Annotated in this window: 17 protein-coding genes, 1 tRNA gene and 1 pseudogene; 12 read left to right on the top strand and 7 right to left on the bottom strand. The window is 72.6% G+C overall.

Annotated elements, in window-relative coordinates:
• Positions 1-50 precede the first annotated feature (50 nt).
• Positions 51-842 carry a VOC family protein gene (locus LNW72_RS31585; RefSeq protein WP_250978476.1) on the top strand — a complete coding sequence of 264 codons (792 nt, stop codon included), beginning with the start codon at positions 51-53 and terminating at the stop codon, positions 840-842.
• A gap of 42 nt (positions 843-884) precedes the next feature.
• Here LNW72_RS31585 and LNW72_RS31580 read toward each other — a convergent pair whose 3' ends face one another.
• The gene (locus LNW72_RS31580; protein ID WP_250978475.1) at positions 885-4,310 is read right to left on the bottom strand and encodes a hypothetical protein; all 3,426 of its coding nucleotides are present in this window, start codon (positions 4,308-4,310) and stop codon (positions 885-887) included.
• Positions 4,311-4,440: 130 nt separating this feature from the next.
• Positions 4,441-4,528: transfer RNA gene (locus tag LNW72_RS31575), tRNA-Leu, on the bottom strand.
• Between the two features lie 172 nt (positions 4,529-4,700).
• On the opposite strand from LNW72_RS31575, the gene LNW72_RS31570 reads away from it, so the two are divergent.
• On the top strand, positions 4,701-6,026 hold the full coding sequence (locus LNW72_RS31570) for a DUF2254 domain-containing protein (protein WP_250980396.1): 1,326 nt from the start codon (positions 4,701-4,703) through the stop codon (positions 6,024-6,026).
• Positions 6,027-6,077: 51 nt separating this feature from the next.
• On the opposite strand, the gene LNW72_RS31565 is transcribed toward LNW72_RS31570, so the two are convergent.
• Genes LNW72_RS31565 through LNW72_RS31555 form a run of 3 tightly spaced genes read right to left on the bottom strand, consistent with a single transcriptional unit; the run spans position 6,078 to position 8,422 of the window.
• Entirely contained in the window at positions 6,078-7,616 is a 1,539-nt protein-coding gene (locus LNW72_RS31565) for an aldehyde dehydrogenase family protein (protein WP_250978474.1), read from the bottom strand.
• Positions 7,616-8,002 carry a carbonic anhydrase gene (locus LNW72_RS31560; protein ID WP_250978473.1) on the bottom strand — a complete coding sequence of 129 codons (387 nt, stop codon included), beginning with the start codon at positions 8,000-8,002 and terminating at the stop codon, positions 7,616-7,618. Before LNW72_RS31560 ends, LNW72_RS31565 begins: the two co-directional genes overlap by 1 nt.
• A gap of 45 nt (positions 8,003-8,047) precedes the next feature.
• Complete coding sequence (locus LNW72_RS31555; RefSeq protein WP_250978472.1) at positions 8,048-8,422, bottom strand: chorismate mutase; 375 nt, start codon at positions 8,420-8,422, stop codon at positions 8,048-8,050.
• A gap of 160 nt (positions 8,423-8,582) precedes the next feature.
• Between LNW72_RS31555 and LNW72_RS31550 the strand changes: the two are divergent.
• The 4 genes and pseudogenes from LNW72_RS31550 to LNW72_RS31535 all read left to right on the top strand — a co-directional run.
• A pseudogene (locus LNW72_RS31550) lies at positions 8,583-8,711 on the top strand (Fe-S-binding domain-containing protein); the annotation flags it as partial.
• 6 nt (positions 8,712-8,717) lie between these two features.
• Entirely contained in the window at positions 8,718-9,590 is an 873-nt protein-coding gene (gene fdhD, locus LNW72_RS31545) for a formate dehydrogenase accessory sulfurtransferase FdhD (RefSeq protein ID WP_250978471.1), read from the top strand.
• Positions 9,591-9,688: 98 nt separating this feature from the next.
• On the top strand, positions 9,689-10,540 hold the full coding sequence (locus LNW72_RS31540; protein ID WP_250978470.1) for a thioesterase family protein: 852 nt from the start codon (positions 9,689-9,691) through the stop codon (positions 10,538-10,540).
• Positions 10,541-10,548: 8 nt separating this feature from the next.
• Complete coding sequence (locus tag LNW72_RS31535; RefSeq protein WP_250978469.1) at positions 10,549-10,920, top strand: hypothetical protein; 372 nt, start codon at positions 10,549-10,551, stop codon at positions 10,918-10,920.
• Here the strand turns inward: LNW72_RS31535 and LNW72_RS31530 are convergent.
• Positions 10,824-11,918 (bottom strand): bile acid:sodium symporter family protein, encoded by a 1,095-nt coding sequence (locus tag LNW72_RS31530; protein ID WP_250978468.1) that lies wholly within the window; start codon positions 11,916-11,918, stop codon positions 10,824-10,826. The genes LNW72_RS31535 and LNW72_RS31530 overlap by 97 nt on opposite strands.
• A 132-nt stretch (positions 11,919-12,050) precedes the next feature.
• Here LNW72_RS31530 and LNW72_RS31525 point away from each other — a divergent pair, with 132 nt between their 5' ends.
• The gene (locus tag LNW72_RS31525; protein ID WP_250978467.1) at positions 12,051-12,932 is read left to right on the top strand and encodes a LysR substrate-binding domain-containing protein; all 882 of its coding nucleotides are present in this window, start codon (positions 12,051-12,053) and stop codon (positions 12,930-12,932) included.
• Between the two features lie 28 nt (positions 12,933-12,960).
• Here LNW72_RS31525 and LNW72_RS31520 read toward each other — a convergent pair whose 3' ends face one another.
• Complete coding sequence (locus tag LNW72_RS31520) at positions 12,961-13,938, bottom strand: Lrp/AsnC family transcriptional regulator (RefSeq protein ID WP_250978466.1); 978 nt, start codon at positions 13,936-13,938, stop codon at positions 12,961-12,963.
• 140 nt (positions 13,939-14,078) lie between these two features.
• On the opposite strand from LNW72_RS31520, the gene LNW72_RS31515 reads away from it, so the two are divergent.
• The 5 genes from LNW72_RS31515 to LNW72_RS31495 all read left to right on the top strand — a co-directional run bounded on the left by LNW72_RS31515 (position 14,079) and on the right by LNW72_RS31495 (position 22,680).
• Complete coding sequence (locus tag LNW72_RS31515) at positions 14,079-15,635, top strand: MFS transporter (RefSeq protein WP_250978465.1); 1,557 nt, start codon at positions 14,079-14,081, stop codon at positions 15,633-15,635.
• Positions 15,636-15,849: 214 nt separating this feature from the next.
• A complete protein-coding gene (locus LNW72_RS31510) occupies positions 15,850-17,673 on the top strand; it encodes a long-chain fatty acid--CoA ligase (RefSeq protein ID WP_250978464.1) in 1,824 nt (607 codons plus the stop codon).
• 148 nt (positions 17,674-17,821) lie between these two features.
• Complete coding sequence (locus LNW72_RS31505; protein ID WP_250978463.1) at positions 17,822-19,078, top strand: ABC transporter substrate-binding protein; 1,257 nt, start codon at positions 17,822-17,824, stop codon at positions 19,076-19,078.
• An 82-nt stretch (positions 19,079-19,160) separates the two neighbouring features.
• Complete coding sequence (locus LNW72_RS31500) at positions 19,161-21,917, top strand: ATP-binding cassette domain-containing protein (RefSeq protein WP_250978462.1); 2,757 nt, start codon at positions 19,161-19,163, stop codon at positions 21,915-21,917.
• Positions 21,907-22,680 carry an ABC transporter ATP-binding protein gene (locus LNW72_RS31495; protein ID WP_250978461.1) on the top strand — a complete coding sequence of 258 codons (774 nt, stop codon included), beginning with the start codon at positions 21,907-21,909 and terminating at the stop codon, positions 22,678-22,680. The genes LNW72_RS31500 and LNW72_RS31495 overlap by 11 nt, the downstream gene beginning before the upstream one ends.
• The last annotated feature ends 91 nt before the right edge of the window (positions 22,681-22,771 follow it).

The following is a 22,771-nucleotide window of genomic DNA, read 5'->3' as shown; positions in this document are numbered from 1 at the left end:
CACACACGCCCGGGCGCCGCCCGCGGCGGACCACCGCTGGGAGACGCCAGATGTCCGAAGTCACCGCTCCGTACGAACCCGGAACACCGTGCTGGATCGACCTGATGGTTCCGGACCAGCAGGCCGCCCTGGACTTCTACCGGGACCTCTTCGGCTGGCAGGGCGAGGTCGGCGCCGAGGAGTTCGGCGGCTACTCGATCTGCACGCTGAAGGGCAAGCCGGTCGCCGGGATCATGAAGGCGATGTCGATGGGCGACGAGCCCGCACCGCCACCCAACTGGACCAGCTACTTCTCCACCGCCGACGCCGACGCCACGCAGGCCGCGATCAGCGCGAACGGCGGCACGGTGATGGCCCCCGCGATGGACGTCGGCGAGACGGGCCGGATGCTGGTCGCCGTGGACCCGCAGGGCGCGGTGTTCGGCGTCTGGCAGCCGAAGGAGTTCCCCGGCGCGCAGATCGTCAACGAGCCCGGCGCCCTGGTCTGGAACCAGCTCGCCACCCCCGACCCGAAGGCGGCCGGCACCTTCTACGAGGCGGCGCTGGGGCTGGCGGCCGGCCCGATGCCGGACATGCCGGAGTTCACCGGCTTCCAGGTCAAGGGCCGCACCATCGGCGGCATGCAGGGCATGGAGAACATGCCGGAAGGCGTCCCGCCGCACTGGCTGGTGAACTTCGCCGTGGACGACGTCGACAGCACGGTCGACGCCCTGGTCCGCGCCGGCGGCTCCGTGATGGCGCCCCCCTTCGACATGGACAAGGTCGGCCGGATGGCAGTCGTGGTGGACCCGCAGGGCGCCGCCTTCGCCGTGGTAGCGACCACGGCCCCCGCACAGTCCTGATCAAGCCCGTGCCGGGCGCGTTCGTCGCGCCCGGCCCCGGCCCTATTCGGGTGCCGTCGCCAGCAGCAGCGCCTCGTCCCGGACGTCCGGGTGCGGGTGGCGGCGCAGCAGCCGCAGCTGCTCGCGCCAGGACTCCGACCACTGTGTGCGTCTGCCGCCCACCTCGGTGAGGGCGACGGCGAGCAGCCCCGCGAGACAGCCGTCCGCCGTGGACAGCCGGCGGGCCGCGTGCAGCAGGCCGTCCGGGGTGCCCGGCTGCCCCGCGGTCTTCAGCCGTCCGCGCAGGATCTGGGCGGTCCGTACCGCGAGCGCGGGCCGGCCCTCGATCAGCGGCACCAGCCGGACGAGGGCGGCCGTGAGCACCGCCGGCTCGGCGTCCAGATCCACGGCGCTCACCAGGATGTGGGCCGCGTCGGGTACGAACGCGTCGAATCCGGCGAGGAGCTCGCCGGCCGCCTTGGCGGCGGGCCGGGTGGCACCCGGCGCCATCCGGGCGTGGACGGCGAGGTGCTCGGCGAGGGCCCGGACCCGGCGGCGCGCCGGGCGGTCACGGTCGGGGGCGGCGTCCGGCTCGTCCGGCAGAGCCGCGGCGGCCACGAGCGAGGCCAGGGCGCGGGCCAGCGGGTCGCCCTGCCCCGAGCCGGCCGATACGGCCGATCCGGAGATCGCCAGGGCGATCAGCGCCCCGGCCGCGGCACTCCACGTCTCCCGGTTGTCGAGATCGGTGACGGCGGACACCACCACCTCTGCCGCCTCGGGCGCCCAGAGGGCCCATTGCGGAAGTGCCCCGAACGCACGCAGGGCGGTTTCCGGATCAGCGCTTTCGCACACGGCGGTGACGAGCCGCGCGTAGCGCCCGCGGTACCGGTCCGCGATGTCGAGCGGCTGGGTGCGCAGCACGGCCTGCCGGACTTCCGGCCCTCCGGTCGCCGCCGCCTCCAGCAGCTCCCAGGCCGGTTCGCAGCCGAGCAGCCCCGTCGTGAAGGCCACGCACGCAGCCCGCACGTCATGGTGCTGGCCGGCCCGCCGGTAGGCGTCGGCGAGCAGGGCGGCCGCGTCCGCCAGGGGAAGCCGGGTGGCGGCCAGCCTGGCCGCCTCCTTACGGCTCGTCACCTTCGTGGGGGCGGTCTCGTCGGGCAGCAGTACGGCGCGCAGGTGGGCCTGCAGCCGGGACGGCTCGACGTACAGCGTCGCGCGGGCCGCCGCGTAGGCGGCCACCCGGGCGCGGTCGCCCCCGACGTGGGCGAGCAGCTCCGGCAGTGCCTCCCCCGGCCGGTCCGTCCACACCAGCGCGCCGAGCGCGGCTTCGGCGAGCGGCACGCTGGAAGACCCGGTGAAGCGGCGGACCAGGCCGGAGCCGAGTTCCGGGATGACGGCGGCCTGGGCTATCGCCGCGGTGCGCTCGTGCATCGGCAGGGAGGCGTCAGCCGCGCGCCGGGCCAGCAGCCGCGCGGCGGCGGCCTGGTGGCGGGGCAGCCAGCCGTTCACCGAGCTGCCGATCCACGGCATCCATGGGGCCCCCTCGACGAGGAAGCGGCCGTAGGGCGGGGTGTCGCCCAGAACGGCGTCGAGCAGATCGGTGCGGTGCTCGGTCAGTATGTGCAGAACAGGCTGCAGCACGGCCGTCGACGGTTCGAGTTCGAGGATCGCGAGCACCTCGGTGTCCCGGTCCGGAGAACCCTCCAGCCAGTACCCGATGGCTTGCTCCACCGTCGCGTTGTCACCGAACCGGATGGCCTGCCACAGCAGTTCGCGCAGCTGCGGCATGGCGCGGGCGCGCCGGCCGAGCGAGCGGGTGAGGGCGAACGTCAGGCTGTGATCGGCTTTCGCAGCGCCCGCCTCCAGCCACGGCCGCAGCGCAGCGAACACCTCGTGTTCCTGACCGCGGCGCAGCCCCTCGTCCAGCCGGCCCAGATCGACGCCGCCGGTGTGCCCGTGCAGCCGCTCCAAGGTGCTGAGGGCCCAGCCGACCAGCCGCTGTTCCCGCGTGGTGGCATGTTCGCGCAGCAGGTTCACGGCGAGCGTGCGCAGGGCATGGTGGGTCTTCCAGGACGAGTCGCGGGCCTCGATCGCGTCGGTGGTGATGCGCTCCAGGGCATCCGCGTCGCCATCCGTGAAGAGCCGGGCAGGCGTCTCCGCGAGCGCCGCGAGCGCGGCGGATCGCACAGGGTCCTGCTCATTGCGCAGGCGCTCCATCGTGCCCAGCACCGCGGTGGCCCGCGCGGGCTCGCCGGAACGGGCCGCGTTGCGCACCAGCAGCGGCCACGCCTGGGCCCGGTCCTCGGCGGCCGGCCGACGGGTCGCGGCCGTCAGCTCCTCGACCGCCTCGGCGACCGGCAGGAAGGACACCGCGGTCAGCACCGCGGTCCAGGACTCCCCGCGCTCCCGCGCCTGAGCGGCCATCCGCCGCGCCTCGGACTCACGCCGCGCGTGAGGGAGGACCGCGAGCAGCACCGGGTCCAGAACCGCCCGGCCCAGGTCCTGTCCGCTGGTGAACGCATCGAACAGCACGTTGCGACGGGACGGCGGCAGCGCCTTGAGCAGCTTGGCGAGAGCTGCGTGGTCCTGACTCATGGCCCGGCCGAGATCGACGAGTTCCGGCGGGTCCAGGCGTACGAGACGTCCCAGAGTGGAGCGCTTGAGGCCCCGTCGTAGCAGTGCGCCGGTCCGTTCGGGGGCCAGCAGGTAGCGCAGGGTACGGCCGGGCTCCGCCGACACGAGATCGTCGATCCGGTCCAGGATCCGGGCCGGGGGCGGCCCGGGACACAGCCGCTCCAGCAGATCGAGCACGCGCTCCGGCTCCGCCGACACGGCCGCCGCCACCCCCGCCGCCCGCCCTTCCCACCAGGCGTCGCGCATCGTCTCCGGCAGCGCTTCGAGCTGGCGTCCCGCCTCGTCCAGCACCTCTACGGGGTGCCGCAGCCCCAGCAGCGCCCATCCCCTGACCGCGTGGGACAGTTCCGGCAGCAGCCGTACGACGGTCGCCGTACCGCACGCGGCCAGCAGCCGTGCCGCCTCCTCGTCGCCCCAGCACGTCCGGTAGGGATCGATCAGCCGGTCGGCGAGCGCGGAGCGCCGGTCGGCGACCACCGCGCGAACCACCTGCCGGCGTACGGCCGCGGGGGCGTCGTCGAGGACCTCGACGACCGCGGCATCAGGGATGTGCCCGCGTTCGACGGCCTTGACCGCATACCCGCGCACGAGCGCGTCCGGGTCCGCGAGCCTGACCTGCAGATAACCGACGTCACGTCCAACGGCAGCCGCAGCGGCGGCCAGCCGCCGTTCGTAGGCGCCACGGCCCGACAGCCCCCGCAGCAGCACACCCAGGTCACCGCGCGCGGCGGCGCCCCGTGCGCGCCGAGCGAGCTCACGCATGCGCGCCGGATAGGGCAGCGGGTCCAGCGCCGTGAGTAGGGCGTCGGCGAGGGATCCGGAATCGTGCGGGGTGCGGGCCATGAGGGCGATCATGCCGGGCCGGATACGTCCCTCACCAGCGGATTTCCCGTGCGGGACAAGGAGCGCCGGGCCAACAACGTGGCGGGCGCCACCAACGCAAACAGTGCCGGCCGATGATCGGCCGGCACTGGAGAAGTACTGCTGGTGTCCGAGGGGGGACTTGAACCCCCACGCCCGATAAAGGGCACTAGCACCTCAAGCTAGCGCGTCTGCCATTCCGCCACCCGGACAGGGTGTGTGCCGAGGTTTCCCGCGGCGACATGGACAACGATACCAAGGAATCGGAGTGCTTCTCACCTGCATAAGACGCCGTGCTGGGCGCCGTGCCGGGGGCCGTGCGCGAGGGTGGGCAGGGTCCCGGGTTCGGGGGGTGGGAGGACGTAGGGTCCGGGTGTGAGCGATATGTCACCTTTGGTTACACACCGTGAAAGCCGCAGGCCACGGGCGCTTTCGCCGCTGCGGGAGCATCTGCGGGACACGTTCTGGTTCGCGCCGGCCGTGGGGCTGGTCGGGGCGCTGGTGCTGGCGGGTGCGGTCGGGGAGCTGGACGCCTGGCTGATCGGGGCGCTGCAGGACGAGGGCGACTACGACTCGGTCACGTCGTTGATCAAAATCGCGGACGACGCGAAGTCGGTCGTGACGACGGTGGGCTCGGCGATGCTGACGTTCATCGGTGTGGTCTTCAGCATCTCGCTGGTCGCCTTGCAGATGGCGAGCAGCCAGTTCTCGCCGCGAGTGGTGCGGCTGTATGTGCGCAGCCGGATCACCAAGGGGACGTTCGCGGTGTTCCTCGCGACGTTCCTGTTCTCGCTGGCGGGCCAAGCGTCGTACGACGGGGAGCAGGATCCGAAGCTCGTCACCAGCGTGCCGGTGTTCACGCTGCTGACGGCGGTGCTGCTGGTGCTGATCAGCCTGGGGCTGTTCGTGGCGTACGTGAACGCCACGATCCGGCTGATGCGGGTCAGCTATGTGATCGACCGGATCACCCGGGAGTCGTTCCGGGTGCTGGGGGCGTATCCGCTGCGGTCCCCCGAGGGGGCGCTGCCGCTGCCGGCGGAGGTCTCGGTGATCACGCACCGGGGGCGGGCGGGAGTGCTGCGGGACGTGAACATCGCGCGGCTGTGCCGGATCGCGCGGCGGGGCGGGACGGTGCTGCGGCTGGTGCCGCGGATCGGGGACTTCGTGGTGCCGGGGACGCCGCTGCTGACGGTGCACGGCCCCAGCGAGGGCCGGCTGCCGGTGCGGCTGCTGCGGTCCACGGTGTCGGTGGGGGTGGAGCGGACGTTCCACCAGGATCTGGGGTTCGGGCTGCGGCAGCTGGCGGACATCGGGCTGCGGGCGCTGTCGTCGGCCATCAACGATCCGACGACGGCGGTGCAGTGCCTGGACCGGATCGTGCAGTTCCTGGCGGCGGTGGCGGACCGGCCGCTGGGCGCGGTGCACCACACCGACCGTTCGGGGACGGTGCGGCTGGTGCAGGATCTGCCGTCCTGGGGTGATCTGGTGGATCTGGGGTTCACCGAGATCCGGCTGTGCGCGACCACCAGCCCGCAGGTCACCCGGAGGCTGCTGGCCGGTCTCGACGATCTGCTGCTGCTCGTGCCGCCGGACCGGCGCAGGCCGCTGGAGCGGCATCGCGCGCTGGTGGAGCAGTCCGTGGAGCGTGAGGTGCCGGACGCCGCGGACCGTGAGTTCGCGCTGCTCGCCGACCATCAGGGCATCGGGTGACCTGCCCCGGTGGCGACGGCGAGTGCCGTCACCACCGGGACCGGCCGCGGATCAGCTGGGCTGGAGCCGGTAGCCCGGGAAGTTGCCGGGCAGCCGCTCGTCGGCCGCCCCCTCGGTGACGGCGCGGACCAGCAGTTCGCCGCCGACGAAGGCACCGCGCCAGGAGGCGCCGAAGCCGCCGAAGAGCTCTTCGCGGTCACCGCGCGAACGCGGCTTGCTGTGACCGACCTTGAAGGCCCTGATCTGCGGGGCGAGCCGGTCGAAGGCGCCCTGGTCGTCGGTGGCGAGGGTCGCCACCAGCGCGCCGTTGCTGGCGTTCATCGCGGCCAGCAGTTCGGCCTCGGTGTCGACCAGGACGAGGGTGTCGACCGGGCCGAACGGTTCCGCGTGGTGCAGCGGTGAGGTCGAGGGCGGGTTGAGCAGGGTGACCGGCGGCAGGTACGCGGAGGTGTCCTGGCCGGGCAGGAAGCGTCCCTCGGCGAGCGAGCCGTGGTGCAGCGGGACCGCGCCGCGGCTGATGGCCTCGGAGACCAGGTCGCCGAGTTCCTTCGCCTTGGCCGCGTTGATCAGCGGCCCGAAGTCCAGCTCGGGCAGGTCGTCGTCGGGGTGCTCGACGGCCAGCGGGTGGCCGAAGGTGACGGCCTGGACGCCCGGCAGGTACGCGGTCAGGAACTGGTCGAACGTCTCGCGCTGCACGACGAACCGCGGGTAGGCGGTGCAGCGCTGCTTGGCGTAGTCGAAGGTCTTGCGGATGTGCCCGGTCAGGGTGGGCCAGTCGGTGTAGTTCCACACACCCCAGGCGTTGAGGCCCTCCTGCTCCAGGATGTGCCGCTTGCCGAGGTCGGCGACGGAGGCGGCGACCCGGCCGCCCGCGTCGCGGCCGCCGACGAAAGAGACGCAGCCGATCTCCGGGGCCCTGACCAGCGCCTCGGACAGCTCGCCGCCGCTGCCGCTGACCAGCGTGACGGGCAGGCCCTCGCGGGCGGCCAGCGCGGTGGCGAGGGTGAGACAGGCGAGACCGCCGTCGGTGGGGGTCTTGGCGATGACGGCGTTGCCGGCCAGCGCCTGCACCAGCATGGCGTGGACCAGGACGCTCATCGGGTAGTTCCAGCTGGCGATGTTGCTGACCGGTCCGGGCAGCGGGGTCCGGCCCTCGACCATCCGGTCGATCTCGCCGACGTACCAGCGCACGCCGTCGATGGCCCGGTCCACGTCCGCCTGGGCGAGCCGCCAGGGCTTGCCGATCTCCCAGACGAGCAGCAGCGCGAGGAGTTCACGGTGCTCGGTGAGCGCGTCCAGGGTCGCGCTCACCCGCGCCTTGCGGTCGGCGAGCGGCACCTCCCGCCACGCCCGGTGCTGATCGAGCGACGCCCGTACGGCCAGATGGGCGCTGGCCGCGTCCAATCGGGGGAGGGCGGCGAGGGGAGAACCGTCGACGGGCGAGGTGGTCGGCAGCAGCCGGCCGTCCGCCTGCCAGCGGCCGTTCCAGTGGTTGAGTACGCGGTCTTCGTGGAACGCCTCGGGGGCGACCTCGACGCAACGCCGCCAGGCGTCGGACCAGGCCGTGCCGGGCTTGAGGATGAGGGTCATCAGTTCTCCGCTCGTTCGGGGCGGATCTCGCGCGGAGCACCACCGCGCGTGGAGACGAAGCCGCGCACCACATCGGTATGGGGCAGCTCTTGGTTGTCACGGAGCCGGATCAGACACGCCCGTAGATCATCGGCGGGATCACCGAGAGCCGCACAGTCCTCGTGGTGCACCAGCAGGATTTCACTGGTCCCGCCTACAGTCTGACTCAAGCGCAGCGAGTGGAGGGTGTCGTCATTGACGCATCCGCCCGCATTGCGGATGACATGGGCGTCGCCCGGCCGCAGTCCGGACATCGTCCCGACGCCCAGGCGGGCGTCGCTGCGGGCGACGATAGCGACCCCGGTTCCGGGAAGCTCCGACTTCGGAGGAAGTGCGGTGAGCGCCACACCCCCGGTCCAGGCGACTCCGTCGCCCTCGCCCGTGCCCGCGCTCTAGCCTTCGCCCTCGCCCGTGCCGGAGCTCTCGCCCGCGTCCTCGGTGGAGCGTCCGGCGATCACTTTGTGGTGCCGAACGACCTCGCCGATGATGAAGTTCAGCATCTTCTCGGCGAAGGCCGGGTCCAGCCGGGCGTCCTCGGCCAGTTCACGCAGCCGGGCGATCTGGGCTGCCTCGCGGGCCGGGTCGGCCGGCGGCAGGTCGTGGGCGGCCTTCAACTCGCCGACCTGCTGGGTGCACTTGAACCGCTCGGCGAGCAGGTGCACCAGGGCCGCGTCCAGATTGTCGATACTGCCGCGCAGGTACAGCAGTCGCGCTCTGACGTCCTCGTCCGCGACAAAGGTGCCCGAAGCGGTCGGCTGCTCACTCATGTCGTCTCTCGCGTTTCCGGGTCGGTCCCTGCCGGCCCGGTCGACCTGAGCGGCGAGCCCGGCCAGACATTCGGGCCCGGGAAATCGGTTTCGTCCGCAGTCTACTGAGTACATCCTGCGACATACGTCGTCGAGGCCGCCGACGCGATCACCCTGGCACCGGTCTGACCAGGCGGTCAAGGTGACCTCGCCGCACGACGACCCGGTCACCCATGGCAACCTCTGTATCAAGGGCCGATTCGGATATCGGTTCGTCGGACGCATCCAGCACGTACAGAACCGGGACTGATCAGCTATGGGACGGGTCACCGAGCGCCGCCGCGTACTCCGCATCAGGGACGGCGTGGCAGGACACCGCGCCGACACCCTGGTGGCGGAGGAGCCACTGGAGATCCGGCTGAACGGCAAGGCGCTGGCCATCACCATGCGCACCCCGGGCGACGACTTCGCACTCGCCGTGGGGTTCCTGGCGAGTGAGGGCGTGATCGGGCGCGCCGACGAGATCGCGAACATCGTGTACTGCGCGGGTGCGACGCTGGGGGTCCCCCCAGCGGTAGCTGGGGGAGGCGCCAACACGTACAACATCGTCGACGTCCGGCTGGCCGAGGGCGTCACCGTCCCCGACATCACGCTGGAGCGGAACGTCTACACCACGTCCTCGTGCGGCCTGTGCGGCAAGGCCAGCCTGGACGCCGTGCGCACCAACGCCCTCTGGAAGATCGGCGACACTCCCCCGGTCCGTATCGGCACGGATCTGCTGGCCGTCCTCCCCGACCGGCTCAGGGCGGCCCAGCAGGTCTTCGAGCGGACCGGGGGGCTGCACGCGGCGGCGCTCTTCACGGCGGACGGGGAGATGGTGGACGTCCGGGAGGACGTCGGCCGGCACAACGCCGTCGACAAGCTCGTCGGCCGGGCCCTGCAGCAGGACCTGCTGCCGCTCTCGGAGTCGATCCTGCTGGTCTCCGGCCGAGCTTCCTTCGAGCTGGCCCAGAAGGCGGTGATGGCCGGCATCCCGGTGCTGGCCGCGGTCTCCGCGCCGTCGTCGCTGGCGGTGGACCTGGCGGCCGAGTCGGGGCTGACCCTCGTCGGCTTCCTGCGCGGCTCCTCCATGAACGTGTACGCGGGCGAGCACCGGATCATCCTGCGGACCGCGGCCGACGGAGACTGAGGCCGTCCGCGCACACGGGCGGGGACCGGCCGGCGGGGTGCGCCCCCTGCGCCGGCCGGTCTCCGAAGTACCGGAGGTCCTGTCGTACGCTGCGCGGTGTGACAGACCGTGAGACTGATCAGGGGTACGAATTCGACCGCGGAACCGCTGTGGTGGCGCGGTCCGGGGAGCCGTCCGTCTTCGATGCCGAGCTCGACGGCGGCTGGCGGATCGGCAAGGGCATCAACGGGGGTCTGCTGCTGGCGCTCGCGGCCCGCGCGCTGGCCGCCGAACTCGGCGGCGGGGAGGACGGGCACAGCGACCCGTTCTCCATCACCGCCTACTACCTGTCCACGTCGACCGCGGGCCCGGCGGAACTGCGCACCGAGACCCTGCGGCGCGGCCGCACCGTCTCCACGGGCACCGTCTCGCTGCTGCAGGGCGGCGAGGAGCGGCTGCGGGCCATCGCCACGTACGGCGATCTGGAGCGCCACGCGGCCGGTGACATCCGCACCAGCGCCACTCCCCCGAACCTTCCGCCGCCCGAGAAGTGCGTCGGCGCCGAACTGGCGCCGCCGTCCTTCGTCGAGCAGGCGGAACTGCTCAGCCGGCTCGATCTGCGGCTCGACCCGGACACCGTCGGCTGGGCGATGGGCGCACCGTCCGGCCGGGGCGTCATCCAGGGCTGGCTGCGGATGCCGGACGGGCGCGAGCCCGACCCGCTGCTGCTGCTCCTGGCGGCGGACGCGCTGCCCCCGACCAGCTTCGACCTGGGCATCGGCGGCTGGGCCCCGACCCTGGAACTGACCGTGCACGTACGGGCGAAGCCCGCCCCGGGCTGGCTGCGCATCGTCCACTCGACGCGCAACTTCGCGGACGGCTACATGGAGGAGGACGCCGAAGTGTGGGACTCCTCGGGCCGGTTGGTCGCCCAGTCCAGACAACTCGCCCGCGTCCGCACCCAGCGCTAGGGGATCCGGTGTTCACACTGACCGTGGTGCTGACGGTCCTGCTGCTGTGTGAGGTCGTCCCCTCCGCGGTCGTCGCGCTGTTCCGTGCGAGAGTCGGCCTCGTCCGGCTCGATGAACTGACCCGGCTGGGCGTGCTCCAGGGGCAGTTCCTGTGGGTCGTGTCCCTGCTGGGTGTGCTGCATCTGTTCGCCACGGTCGCGGTGATCGTCGGCCTGTGGGTGCCGGCGCTCGGGGTGGCGGGCGCGGCCGTCGAAGCGGTCATCTTCGGCTGGGTGCTGTCGCGTCAGCTCCGGGCGGGCGACCGGGGGCGCTCGCTGGGCGCGTATCTGCTCTTCCTGGCGATGGCCCTGGCGGTGCTGGTCGTGAACCTCCTGCGCTGACCCTGCGGGGAGACCGGGTCCGGGTCCGGGCCGCCGTCCCGCCGCGCCCAGCGTTTGGCGATCACCGCGCAGACCATCAGCTGCATCTGGTGGAAGAGCATCAGCGGCAGGATCGTCAGGCCCGCCTGCGCGCCGAACAGCACGGTGGCCATCGGCAGTCCCGACGCGAGGCTCTTCTTCGATCCGGCGAAGACGATGGTGACGCGGTCCGCGCGGTCGAAGCCGAGCCGGCGGGCGCCGTACGACGTCAGGGCGAGCATCACCGCGAGGAGCACGGCCTCCACGACGAGCAGTTCCAGCAGCCGCACGGGAGTGACCTGGTGCCAGATGCCCTGGGCCATCCCCGCGCTGAACGCGGTGTAGACGACCAGCAGGATCGAACCCCGGTCGACGTAGCCCAGGGCCTTCTTGTGCCGGGTCAGGAAGCCGGTGGTCCAGCGGCGCAGCAACTGCCCGGCGAGGAACGGCGCGAGGAGCCGCAGCACGAGGTCGAGCACCGAGTCCGCCGAGACCCCGCCGCCGCCACCGAGCAGCAGGGCGGCCAGCAGCGGGGTCAGGAAGACGCCGATGAGGCTGGAGAACGAGCCCGCGCAGATGGCGGCGGCCACGTTGCCGCGGGCGATCGAGGTGAAGGCGATCGACGACTGGATGGTGGAGGGGAGCAGGCACAGGAAGAGCAGTCCGGTGTACAGCTGCGGTGAGAGGGCGAACGGAACGAGGCCGCGGGCGGCCAGTCCGAGCAGCGGGAAGACCGCGAAGGTGCAGGCGAGCACGGTCAGGTGCAGCCGCCAGTGCTTGAGGCCGTCGAGGGCCTCGCGGGTCGACAGCCGGGCGCCGTAGAGGAAGAAGAGCAGCGCCACCGCCGCGTCGGTCGCACCGCCCGCGACGGTGGCGGCGCCGCCGGTGGCGGGCAGCAGCGCTGCGAGCAGGACGGTGCCGAGGAGCCCCGCGATGAACGGATCGACCGGGAGCCAGGCGGGGTACGTGGGGTGGCGCATTGCTCCTACTTCGTGGGGCGGCCCGGCCTCTGGGTGCGGGCGGGTTGCCTCCCCAGCCTCCTCCGGATCATGGCGATCGGGAATCCCTCTGGCCGCTCTGACTGTTATCACGTTCCGCGATAACCTGGCACCGTGTACGACCCCGCGCAGTTGAAGACGTTCCTGACCGTCGCGCAGACCCTGAGCTTCACGCAGGCCGCCCGGCGGCTGGGTCTGCGGCAGTCCACGGTGAGCCAGCAGGTGCGGCGGCTGGAGGAGGCCACCGGGCGCCGGCTCTTCTCCCGCGACACCCACAGCGTCGCTCTGACCGAGGACGGCGAGGCCATGCTCGGCTTCGCCCGCACCATCCTGGAGGCGAACGAACGGGCCGCCGGCTGGTTCGCGGGCACCCGGCTGCGCGGACGGCTGCGCTTCGGCGTCTCGGAGGATCTGGCGACGCCGCGGCTGCCGGAGATCCTGGAGCGCTTCCGCGGCGACCACCCCGAGGTGGACCTCGAACTGACCGTCGAGCTCTCCGGCACCCTGCACGAGCGGCTGGCGGCCGGCCATCTGGACCTGGTGCTCGCCAAGCGGCTCGGCGAGGGCGGGCCGGGGCAGCTCGTCTGGCGCGACAAGCTGGTGTGGATCGCCGCCGAGGGCCGGCGGTTGCGGCTGGATCCCGACCGGCCGGTGCCGCTGATCGTCTATCCGCCGCCCGGCATCACCCGGGCCCGCGCCCTGGACGTCCTCGGCCGGGAGGGCCGCGCCTGGCGGATCACCTGCACCAGCCGCTCCCTGAGCGGGCTGACCGCCGCGGCCCTCGCGGGGCTCGGCGTGATGGTGCACGCCCAGGGGCTCATCCCGCCCGGCCTGGCTCCCGTCCCGCCCCGGGCGGGCCTGCCGGAGCTCGGTGGCGTCGACTTCGTCCTGCTGCACGGCCGCCGCCGCGGCTCGGCCCCGGACACGGCCGATGCCGCGGACGCGCTCGCCGCCGCGATCCTGGCCGCGGGCGACCGGCTGCACCGGGCGGTGTGATCGCACGCGTCGAGGAAACCCGGCCGGCTCAGCGCCGCCGCTCCTCGTACGCCAGGTGCTTGACGCGGCGCAGCGTGGGCGCGGTCTCGACGTGCTGGACGCCGTCGAGCGCGCCGATCTTCTCGCTGAGGTAGCGGTAGAGGTGCGCGGTGTCGCGGCACAGGACGGCGGCGAAGAGGTTCGACGAGCCGGTGGTCGCGCAGGCGAAGGCGACCTCGCTGTGCTCGGAGAGCGCCTGGCCGACGGCGGACAGGGCGGACGGCCGCACGGTGAGCCAGAGCACGGCGTGCGCCCGGTAGCCGAGCTGGTCCGCGTCAAACTGGACGTCCATGAAGAGCGCCCCGATCCGGCGCAGCTGCTCCAGCCGCCGTTTGGCGGCCGACTCCGACAGCCCGGTGAGCTGCTGGAGTTCGGGGTAGGTGGCCCGGCCGTCGCGGCCCAGCGCGTCGATCAGCCGCTCGTCCTCGGCGTCGAGCGTGATCACTTCGGTGAACGGTTCGGCCGGCGGCGGGGTGAGCGCCTCGACCTCGGCGGGGGTCAGCCCCTCGCCCTTGGCGAACCAGCCCAGCGGGCCGCCGTAGAAGGTGTGCAGCAGGCACAGGGCGCTGATCTCCAGAATGCTGGGCGTCCGCGGGAGCTTGCCGAGCATCAGTGCCGCGTGGTCGTCCCGGGTGCGGGGTTCCGCGACGCAGAGCAGTTCGGTGCCGCCGGAGGTCAGCCCGATCCACTTGGTGTCGGGCCGGCGGGCGAGCGCCTGGGCGATGGCCTCCGCGGCGTCGGGCGCGCAGCGCAGCCGCAGCAGCCAGCTGGTGCGGCCGAGCCGTTCGGCGTCGGCCACGCCGACCACCCGCAGCCCGCCGTCGGCGTGCAGCCTGCGGAAGCGCCGGGCGACCGTCTGGTCGGAGACGCCGAGGACCGCGGCGATCCGGCTGAAGGGCGCCCGTCCGTCGAGCTGCAGCGCCTGGATCAGCTTGAGGTCCAGCTCGTCGAAGGACGGAGAATCCACCGCTCAAGCCCTCCTTGATGTCGGAAAGCGACGCTTGGTCCGCCGTCGCTGGTGGATGCGTCCGCCGCTGTCGATCGTAGGGCGAGTCGCGGGGTCAACGGGCGCCGGACCGGGAGAACCGAAGAGAACGAGGAATCGCGATGCGTAAGTGGGGACCGCTGGTAGCGGTCTGTCTGGGTACGTTCATGCTGCTGCTCGACGTCACGATCGTGATCGTCGCGCTGCCCGACATCACCAGCTCGCTCGGCGCGTCGCTGTCGGACCTGCAGTGGGTCATCGACATCTACGCGCTGGCGCTCGCCGCCCTGCTCATCGGCGCCGGATCCGCGGCGGACGTGGTGGGCCGGCGGAAGATGTACGTGGCGGGGACGGTCGTCTTCGCGGCCGCCTCGCTCGCCTGCGGTCTGGCGCCCAACACCACGGTGCTGGTCGCGATGCGCGCGGTCCAGGGGATCGGCGCGGCCGCGATGTTCGCGACGACGCTCTCCCTGCTGGCCGCCGTCTACCAGGGCAGGGACCGGTCGGTGGCGCTCGGGGTGTGGGGCGCGGTCAGCGGCGGGGCGGCGGCGCTGGGCCCGATCGCCGGCGGGCTGCTCACCCAGGGGTTCGACTGGCGGTGGATCTTCTTCGTCAATCTGCCGGTCAGCCTGGTCGCGGTGTGGCTGACCCTCAAGGTGGTCCCCGAGTCGCGGCGGGAGGGCGCCGGGCACCGCATCGACTGGGCGGGCACCGCCACCTTCACGCTCTTCGCGGGCCTGGCCACGTACGCGGTGATCCGGGCCGACGCGGTCGGCTGGGGTTCGGGGCGCACCATCGCCACGCTGCTCGCGGCGGTCGCGGCGCTCGGGCTGTTCATCGCGGTGGAGCGCCGGTCGGCGCATCCGCTGCTCGATCTGAGCCTGTTCCGCAACGCCTCGTTCGTCGGGGTGATGGCCGGCGCGCTGGCGCTCAACGCCGCCGCGTTCGGGTTCCTGCCGTACACCTCCCTCTGGCTGCAGACGCTGCTGGGGCTGAGCCCGGTGCTCGGCGGCCTGGTGCTGGTCCCGCTGGCGGCGGCGGGGTTCGTCACGGCCGCGCTGGGCGGCAAGTTCCTGCACGGTGCCCCGTACCGGCTGGTGATCGGGATCGGGCTGGTGCTGATCGGGCTGGGCGCGTTCGGCCAGAGCCTGCTGGACGCCGGTTCGGGCTGGGCCTCGCTCACCGCGGGCCTGCTGGTGGCCGGGGTCGGCGTCGGGCTCGTCAATCCGGCGGTGGCGGGCGCGGCGCTCGCCTCCGTACCGCCGCACCGCGCGGGCATGGCCAGCGGCGCCGTCAACACCTTCCGCCAGCTCGGGTACGCGCTCGGGGTCGCGGTCTTCGGCACCATCGTCGCCTCCCGGATGGAGACCTCGCTGCGCGGTGCGGTGCCCGACGCGCACGGCACGGCGCGGGCCCTTGCGGGCGGCGGCGCCCAGGGCGTGCTGGGCCGGACGCCGGCCGGTCAGCGGGCGGCCGTGGACCACGCGCTGCACTCGGCCTTCGCGTCCGGGCTGAGCACGGCGGCCATGGTGGCCGGTGTCATCGGGGTGCTGGCCGGCATCGCAGTACTGCTCCTCGTGAGGACTCCCGCGGCCCGGCCCGTGGTGCCCGCTCCGGCGGGCGCGGGAGCGGCTTCCGGGACGGAATCGGGGTCCGTCCCCGCTGTAGAGCGGCGGTAACCGGTTGGCGCAGATTTGGTGGAGATCGGCGGGGCCGGACAACCTTCGGGGGTCCGGCCCTCCGGCGTAACTCCTTGCCACAGCCGGGAACCAGTGCCCTACCAGCACAGATGTCCGAAGGTACTGGTGCGGACCAAGCCTTCCCGCCCGGTCGGCGGATCAGGTAGCTTACGGCCCGCCCGCCGGACAGGCCCAGCGGCTCGAGGAGCACCAGTTGCGCGAGTTCACCGTTCCCCCGATGGCCACGGCGCCCCAGGTCGGAGGACTGGCGGACGCGGTGTTCAACAACGCTGCCGACCACCCGGACCAGGTGGTGCTCGGCCGCCGGGTGGACGGGCAGTGGCAGGACGTGACCGCGCTCGAGTTCCGCGACGAGGTGGTGGCCGTCGCGAAGGGCCTGCTCGCCAACGGGGTGCGCTTCGGCGACCGCGTCGGGATCATGTCCCGCACCCGCTACGAGTGGACCGTCTTCGACTTCGCGCTGTGGACCATCGGCGCCCAGCCGGTCCCCGTGTACCCGACGTCCTCCCTCGACCAGGTGCGCTGGATGCTGCACGACTCGGGCGCGGTCGCCTGCGTCGTGGAGCACGAGGACCACGCGATGACGATCGGTGCCGCCGTCGACGAGCTGCCGCAGCTGAGCCGGCTGTGGCAGCTCGACGCGGGCTGTGTCGAGGAGCTCGCCGCGGCCGGCTCCCACATCGGCGACGAGGTGATCGACCGGCACCGGCTCGCGGTCACCCCGGACGCGACGGCCACCATCATCTACACCTCGGGCACCACCGGCCGGCCCAAGGGCTGTGTGCTGAGCCACGGCAACTTCATGGCCGAGGCGGACAACGTGGTGGCCCGCTGGGAGACGGTCTTCGCGAACAAGCCGGGCGAGGAGCCGTCCACGCTGCTCTTCCTGCCGCTCGCGCACGTCTTCGGGCGGATGGTGGAGGTGGCGTGCGTCCGGCACCGGATCCGGCTCGGGCACCAGCCGAGCATGACCGCCGCCGACCTGCTGCCGGACCTGGCCGTCTTCCGGCCGACGTTCGTGCTGGCCGTCCCCTACGTCTTCGAGAAGGTCTTCCAGGCGGCGCGCCGCAAGGCGGAGGCGGGCGGCAAGCTCGGCCCGTTCGACAAGTCGGTGGAGATCGCCGTGCGGTACGCGGAGGCGGTGGAGGCCAAGGCGTTCGGCACCGGGCACGGCCCGAGCGCGGCCCTGCGGATGCAGCACCAGATCTACGACAAGCTCGTCTTCAGCAAGGTGCGGGACGCGCTCGGCGGCCGGGTGCGGCACGCGATCTCCGGCGGCTCGGCGATGGAGCGCCAACTGGGGCTGTTCTTCAGCGGCGCGGGAGTGACGATCTACGAGGGCTACGGGCTCACCGAGACCACCGCCGCCGCCACCGCCAACCCACCCGAGCAGACCCGCTTCGGCACGGTGGGGCAGCCCGTGCCGGGCACCACCGTGCACATCGCGGAGGACGGCGAGATCTGGCTGAGCGGCGGCCAGGTCTTCCAGGGGTATCTGAACAACCCGCGGGCCACCTCCGAGGTGCTCGGCGACGGCTGGCTGGCGACCGGCGACATCGGTGCGCTCGACGAGGAGGGCTATCTGACCATCACCGGCCGCAAGAAGGAGATCCTGGTCACCAGCGGTGGCAAGAGCGTCTCGCCGAGCGGTCTGGAGGACCGGGTGCGGTCCCATCCGCTGATCGCGCAGTGCGTGGCGGTCGGCAACAACCGGCCGTTCATCGCCGCGCTGGTGACACTCGACCCGGACGCCGTCGGGCACTGGCTGACGATGCGCGGCAAACCGCGGCTGCCGGACGAGGAACTGGTCCACGACCCGGATCTGGAGACCGAGATCCGGCGGGCGGTGGTCGCCGCCAACACCCTGGTCTCGCAGGCCGAGTCGATCCGTACGTTCCGGATCCTGGCCGCCCAGTTCTCCGAGGAGCGCGGGCTGCTGACGCCGTCGCTGAAGCTGAAGCGCAAGGCGATCGAGAAGGCGTTCCCGGAGGAGATCGAGGCGCTCTACCGGGGCTGACGCCTCCCGGACCGGCAACCGACCCGGAGCCGTCCGGAGCGCGGATCCACATCTGATGGATCGTCACATGATGTTGGATTATTCATTGACGGACCGTCAGGTCGACCGCAGAATGCAGGAACTCATCCGGCCCCGGAGGGATCCTGACGTGTCGCGACCGATCCGCTTCCTCGCCGCAGCCGCGGCCTCGCTGCTGCTCGCCACCGCCTGCAACTCCGCCTCCACCAGCTCCTCCCCGCAGGACAAGGCCGGTGCGTCCGCCCGTGGTGTCACCGCTGACTCGATCACCGTCGGCGGCATCGTCTCCAAGACCTCGTCGAGCGGGTACAGCAAGGCCGACACCGACCTCGGGGCGAAGGCCCGCTTCCAGCGCGCCAACGACGAGGGCGGCGTCAACGGGCGGAAGATCGACTATCTGGGGGCGGAGGACGACGGGCAGGACCCCAGCCGCAACCTGGCCGCCGCCCGCAAGCTCGTCCAGCAGGACAAGGTCTTCTCGGTCGTGCCGATGAGCTCGGTCACCTTCTCCGGCGCCGACTTCCTGCAGCAGCAGAACGTGCCGGTCTTCGGCTGGGGCACGCTGCCCGCCTTCTGCGGCCCCGCCACCACCTACGGCTTCAACGGCTGCCTGGTCCCGAGCCCCGGCGGCACCATCACCCAGTCCTGGCCCGAGGGCCTGGCCCAGGCGCTCGGCGGCGCGAAGGACCGGAGCGTGGCGCTGATCGCCGCCGACAGCGACGCGGGCAAGTTCGGCATCAGGACGTACACCCAGGGCTTCACGGCCGCCGGCTTCAAGGTGACGTACGCCAAGGCCTCGGTCCCGGCCGCCGCCGCGCCGAGCGACTGGTCCGCGTACACCGGCGAGATCCTGAAGAGCAACGGTGGCAAGGCACCGGACGCGGTCGTCTCCGTGATGCAGACCCCGCAGAACATCGGCCTGTTCACCGCCCTCAAGCGGGCCGGGTTCCACGGCGCGCTCTCCGACCCGACCGACTACGACCCGGGGTTGCTCGCCAAGGCCACCACCGCGCAGGCGCTCGACGGCGTCTACGTCCTGGTGCAGTTCGAGCCCTTCGAGTCGACGAGCCCGGCCATCGCGCAGTTCCTCAAGGACGTCAGGAAGATCGGCGGCGCGGATGTCCGCCCCAACCTCCATATGATGACCGGCTATCTGTCGGCCGACCTCTCCCTGGCCATCGCGAAGAAGACGGGCCGGGACCTGACCACCGCCACCTTCCAGAAGGCGGCCGACAGCTTCTCGGACACCGGCGGCCCGGCGGGCGAGCGGAGCTTCCCCAAGGGACACACCCAGGGCTTCGGCTGCGGCAGCCTGGTGCGGCTCAAGGGCGGGACGTACGAGGTCGCCGTGCCCTTCAAGTGCTACCCGGCGATCCCGTTCAAGTAGGGCGGCGACAGGTGCTGGGCCTGCCCCGCACCACCTCCTCAGGTAGTCACGTAGTCATGAGCGACCGCGGAAGGCAGTGGCCATGGGAGACCTGCTGGGTTTCGTACTGAGCGGCCTGGTGTCGGGGGCGCTCTACGCGCTGCTGGCGACGGGACTCGTCCTGTCGTACTCCGCCTCGGGCCTGTTCAACTTCGCGCACGGCGCGACCGCGTACCTGTGCGCGCTGGGCTACTACGAACTGCACTCCGGTTTCGGCTGGCCGGCCGTCCCCGCGGCGCTGCTGCTGGTCGTGGTCGTCGCGCCGGCCACCGGCTGGGCGCTGGACCGGGCGATGTTCCGGAAGCTGGCGAAGGCCGGGGAGACCGCGCAGATCGTGGCGACGATCGGCCTGCTCGTCGCACTGCCGGCGGCCGGGCTGTGGGCCGTGGAACTCCTGCGGGACGCGGGGGTCTCCGTGCAACCCGCCGAGAACCAGTTCGGGCTGCCGGGCGTCGGGCCGAGCCCTGCGAGGTCCTGGCAGCTCATGGACGGAGTGGGCGTCGACTCCGACCAGCTGATCACCTGGATCACCACGGCCGTGGTCGCGTTGGGCCTGTGGGTGCTGCTCCGGCACACCACCCTCGGCCTGCGGCTGCGCGCCGCCGTCGACAACCGCTCGCTGACCGAGCTGCGCGGGATCAGCGCGGACCGGCTGTCGTCGATCGCCTGGATGCTGTCCTCGGCGCTGGCCGGACTCGCCGGGGTGCTCGCCACCCCGCTGCTCGGCCTGTCCGCGCACGACTACACGCTCTTCCTCTTCGTGTCCGCGACCGCCGCCGTCCTCGGCCGCTTCGCGTCGATCCCGCTCGCGTTCGCGGGCGGCCTCGCGCTCGGCGTCCTGCAGAACCTGGCCGCCGGATACGCCTCCTTCGCCGACCGGATCACCGGATTCCGTAGCGCCGTTCCGTTCTTCCTGCTCTTCGCGGGACTGCTGCTGATGGCCCGCCGGCAGCGCGCGGCGGGCACGGCCGCGGCGGACGTCACCACCCCGGACTATCTGGCGGGTGCGTCCTGGGCGCGGCGCTGGGGGCCCTGGACGGCGGCCGCCGCGCTGCTCGCCGTCGCCTTCTACACGGTCACCACCCCGTTCTGGAGCGGTCTGCTGACCCAGGGGCTGGCGATCTCCCTGGTGTTCGTCTCGTTCACCCTGGTCACCGGGCTCGGCGCGATGGTGAGCCTCGCGCAGGCGACGTTCGTGACCGGCGCCGCGCTGGTGGCCGGGCTGCTGATGAGCCACGGCTGGCCGTTCGTCGCGGCGGCGGCCGTCGGGACCTGTGTCGCGGCGGTGCTCGGTGCGCTGGTGGCGCTGCCCGCGCTGCGGCTGGGCGGCCGGAGCCTCGCCCTCGCCACGCTCGCGCTGGCCTTCCTCGCCGACCAGGTGCTGTTCCAACTGGGCTGGCTGCGCAACGGCGACGCGGGCTGGTCGATCCCGCGGCCCGTCCTGGGCCCGGTCGACCTCGCCGACGACCGGGCGATGGGCGTCGCCCTGATCGTGCTGCTGTCCGTGGTCGTCGCGGCGCTCAGCGCGCTGCGCGGCTCGGCCACCGGCCGCGCGATCCTCGCGGTGCGGTCGGCGCCCGCCGCCGCCATGGCGTCCGGGGTGTCGGTGGTCCGTACGAAGCTGGTGCTCTTCGCCCTGTCCGCGGGGCTCGCGGGCTTCGGCGGCGTCATGTACGCCTCCTACAACACCCGGATCACCGCGACGGACTTCACCGCGCTGACCGGTCTGGTCTGGCTGGCGGTGGTCGTCGCCGCCGGGTTGCGGAGGCCGCAGTTCGCGGTGGTCGCCGGGCTGGTCTTCGCGATCGTCCCGCACCTCTTCCAGACCTACGTCACCGACTCCGCGCACCTGCCGGTCATCCTCTTCGGCCTGGCCGGACTCGCCCTCGCCAACGACCCCGACGGCTACTGCGCGGCGGTCTCCGTACGGCTGCGCAGACGGCGGGCGGAGGGGGCGGCACGGATCGAGCGGACCGTGCAGGAACCTCCCCCGGCCGCACCGAAACGCCCGCTCGCCCCGGCCCCCGCCACCTCCCGGCCGCCCGCGCTCGAACTGCGCGGCGTGCACGCGGGATACGACGGCGCCACCGTCCTGCACGGGGTGGATCTGACCGTCCGGCCCGGTGAGATCCTGGCGCTGCTGGGGCCCAACGGGGCGGGCAAGAGCACCATCTGCCGGATCGCCGCCGGCATCCTCGCACCCGCGCACGGCTCGGTGCTGACGCACGGCAGGGACGGCACCCGCGAGGGTCCGGTGCGGCGCTCCCGCGACGGAATCCTGCTCGCCCCCGAGGGCCGCGGGATCTTCCCCGCGCTGACCATCGAGGAGAACCTGACGCTGTATCTGCCCGGCAGGACCGCGCGCCGGCAGGTCTACGAACGCTTCCCGCAGCTCGCGGCCCGGCGCGGAGTCCTCGCCAGGTCGCTGTCCGGCGGCGAGCAGCAGATGCTGGCGCTGGCCCCGCTGCTGCAGCGGCCGCCGAAGGTCCTGATCGCCGACGAACCCTCGCTGGGCCTCGCCCCGCGCGTCGTCGACGAGGTCTTCGCCGTACTCACCGAACTGCGTGCGGCGGGCACCGCGCTGCTGCTCGTCGAGGAGAAGGCGGCGGAAGTGCTCGGCCTCGCCGACACCGTCGCGTATCTGTCGTCCGGCCGGGTGTCGTGGTGCGGCCCGCGCGCGGAGGTCGAGACGGACCGGCTGACCGAGGCGTACCTCGGCATCGCCGCCCCGGCGGTCACCGGCCTGGGCGCGAACACCGATGTGGACGTCGACGGAGAGGTGGCCGGCCGTGACCGGTGAGGTGCTGCGGGCGGACGGCATCGGCGTGCGGTTCGGCGGCGTCCGCGCCCTGGACGGGGTCGGGCTCGGCGTCCGCGCGGGCGAGGTGTGCGGGCTGATCGGCCCGAACGGCGCGGGGAAGACCACGTTCTTCGACGCCGTCTCCGGCATCCGCCGCCCCGACGCGGGCCGGGTGCTGCTCGACGGCCGGGACATCACCGGCCGCTCCCCCGTCTGGCGGGCCCGGCACGGCCTGCGCCGCACGTTCCAGCGCCAGCAGCTGTTCGGGCAGCTCACGGTCATCGACAATCTCGTCGTCGCCCAGGAGTGGGACGGCGGCGGAGGCGGTCTCGCGGCCGATCTGGTGTCGGCGCCGTCCCGGCGGTCGCGGGAACGGGCCCGCCGGTCCCGGGCCGAGCAGGTACTGCGCCAGTGCGGTCTGTACGACCTGCGGTCGGTGTACGCCGGAACGCTCCCGGTCGGCCAGGCCCGGATGGTCGAGGTCGCCCGCGCGCTGGCGGACCCGCCCCGGGTGCTGCTGCTGGACGAGCCCGCCTCGGGGATGTCGGGCGCGGAGCGCGAGCAGTTGGCCGGCGTCGTGCGGCGGCTCGCCGGGCAGGAGGGGTGCGCGGTGCTGCTCGTCGAGCACAACGTGGCCTTCGTGATGCAGTTGTGCGCCCGGGTCGTCGTCCTGGACCTCGGAACCGTGCTCGCGCAGGGCAGCCCGGCTCAGGTGAGGGCCGATCCGGCGGTACGGGACGCCTACCTGGGGACGACGGTCTGACCGGCGGGTTCCCCGGGGTTTCCCGGGGGATCCCGGAAACGTTTCCGGTGAACGGGAATGGAGGTTCTGACGACATGGTTGGACCTAGGAC

The organism is Streptomyces sp. RKAG293 (assembly GCF_023701745.1).
GTDB lineage: Bacteria > Actinomycetota > Actinomycetes > Streptomycetales > Streptomycetaceae > Actinacidiphila.
Note: the sequence above shows the minus strand (reverse complement) of the source record. Positions and strands in the feature narration are given on the sequence as shown.

Excerpts from the sequence above, each read along its gene's own strand:
- LNW72_RS31555 (WP_250978472.1), bottom strand. The coding sequence starts at position 8,422 with ATGAGTGAGCAGCCGACCGCTTCGGGCACCTTTGTCGCGGACGAGGAC.
- LNW72_RS31500 (WP_250978462.1), top strand. The coding sequence starts at position 19,161 with ATGGGAGACCTGCTGGGTTTCGTACTGAGCGGCCTGGTGTCGGGGGCG.
- LNW72_RS31530 (WP_250978468.1), bottom strand. The coding sequence starts at position 11,918 with ATGCGCCACCCCACGTACCCCGCCTGGCTCCCGGTCGATCCGTTCATC.
- LNW72_RS31580 (WP_250978475.1), bottom strand. The coding sequence starts at position 4,310 with ATGATCGCCCTCATGGCCCGCACCCCGCACGATTCCGGATCCCTCGCC.
- LNW72_RS31565 (WP_250978474.1), bottom strand. The coding sequence starts at position 7,616 with ATGACCCTCATCCTCAAGCCCGGCACGGCCTGGTCCGACGCCTGGCGG.
- LNW72_RS31515 (WP_250978465.1), top strand. The coding sequence starts at position 14,079 with ATGCGTAAGTGGGGACCGCTGGTAGCGGTCTGTCTGGGTACGTTCATG.
- fdhD (WP_250978471.1), top strand. The coding sequence starts at position 8,718 with ATGGGACGGGTCACCGAGCGCCGCCGCGTACTCCGCATCAGGGACGGC.
- LNW72_RS31585 (WP_250978476.1), top strand. The coding sequence starts at position 51 with ATGTCCGAAGTCACCGCTCCGTACGAACCCGGAACACCGTGCTGGATC.
- LNW72_RS31570 (WP_250980396.1), top strand. The coding sequence starts at position 4,701 with ATGTCACCTTTGGTTACACACCGTGAAAGCCGCAGGCCACGGGCGCTT.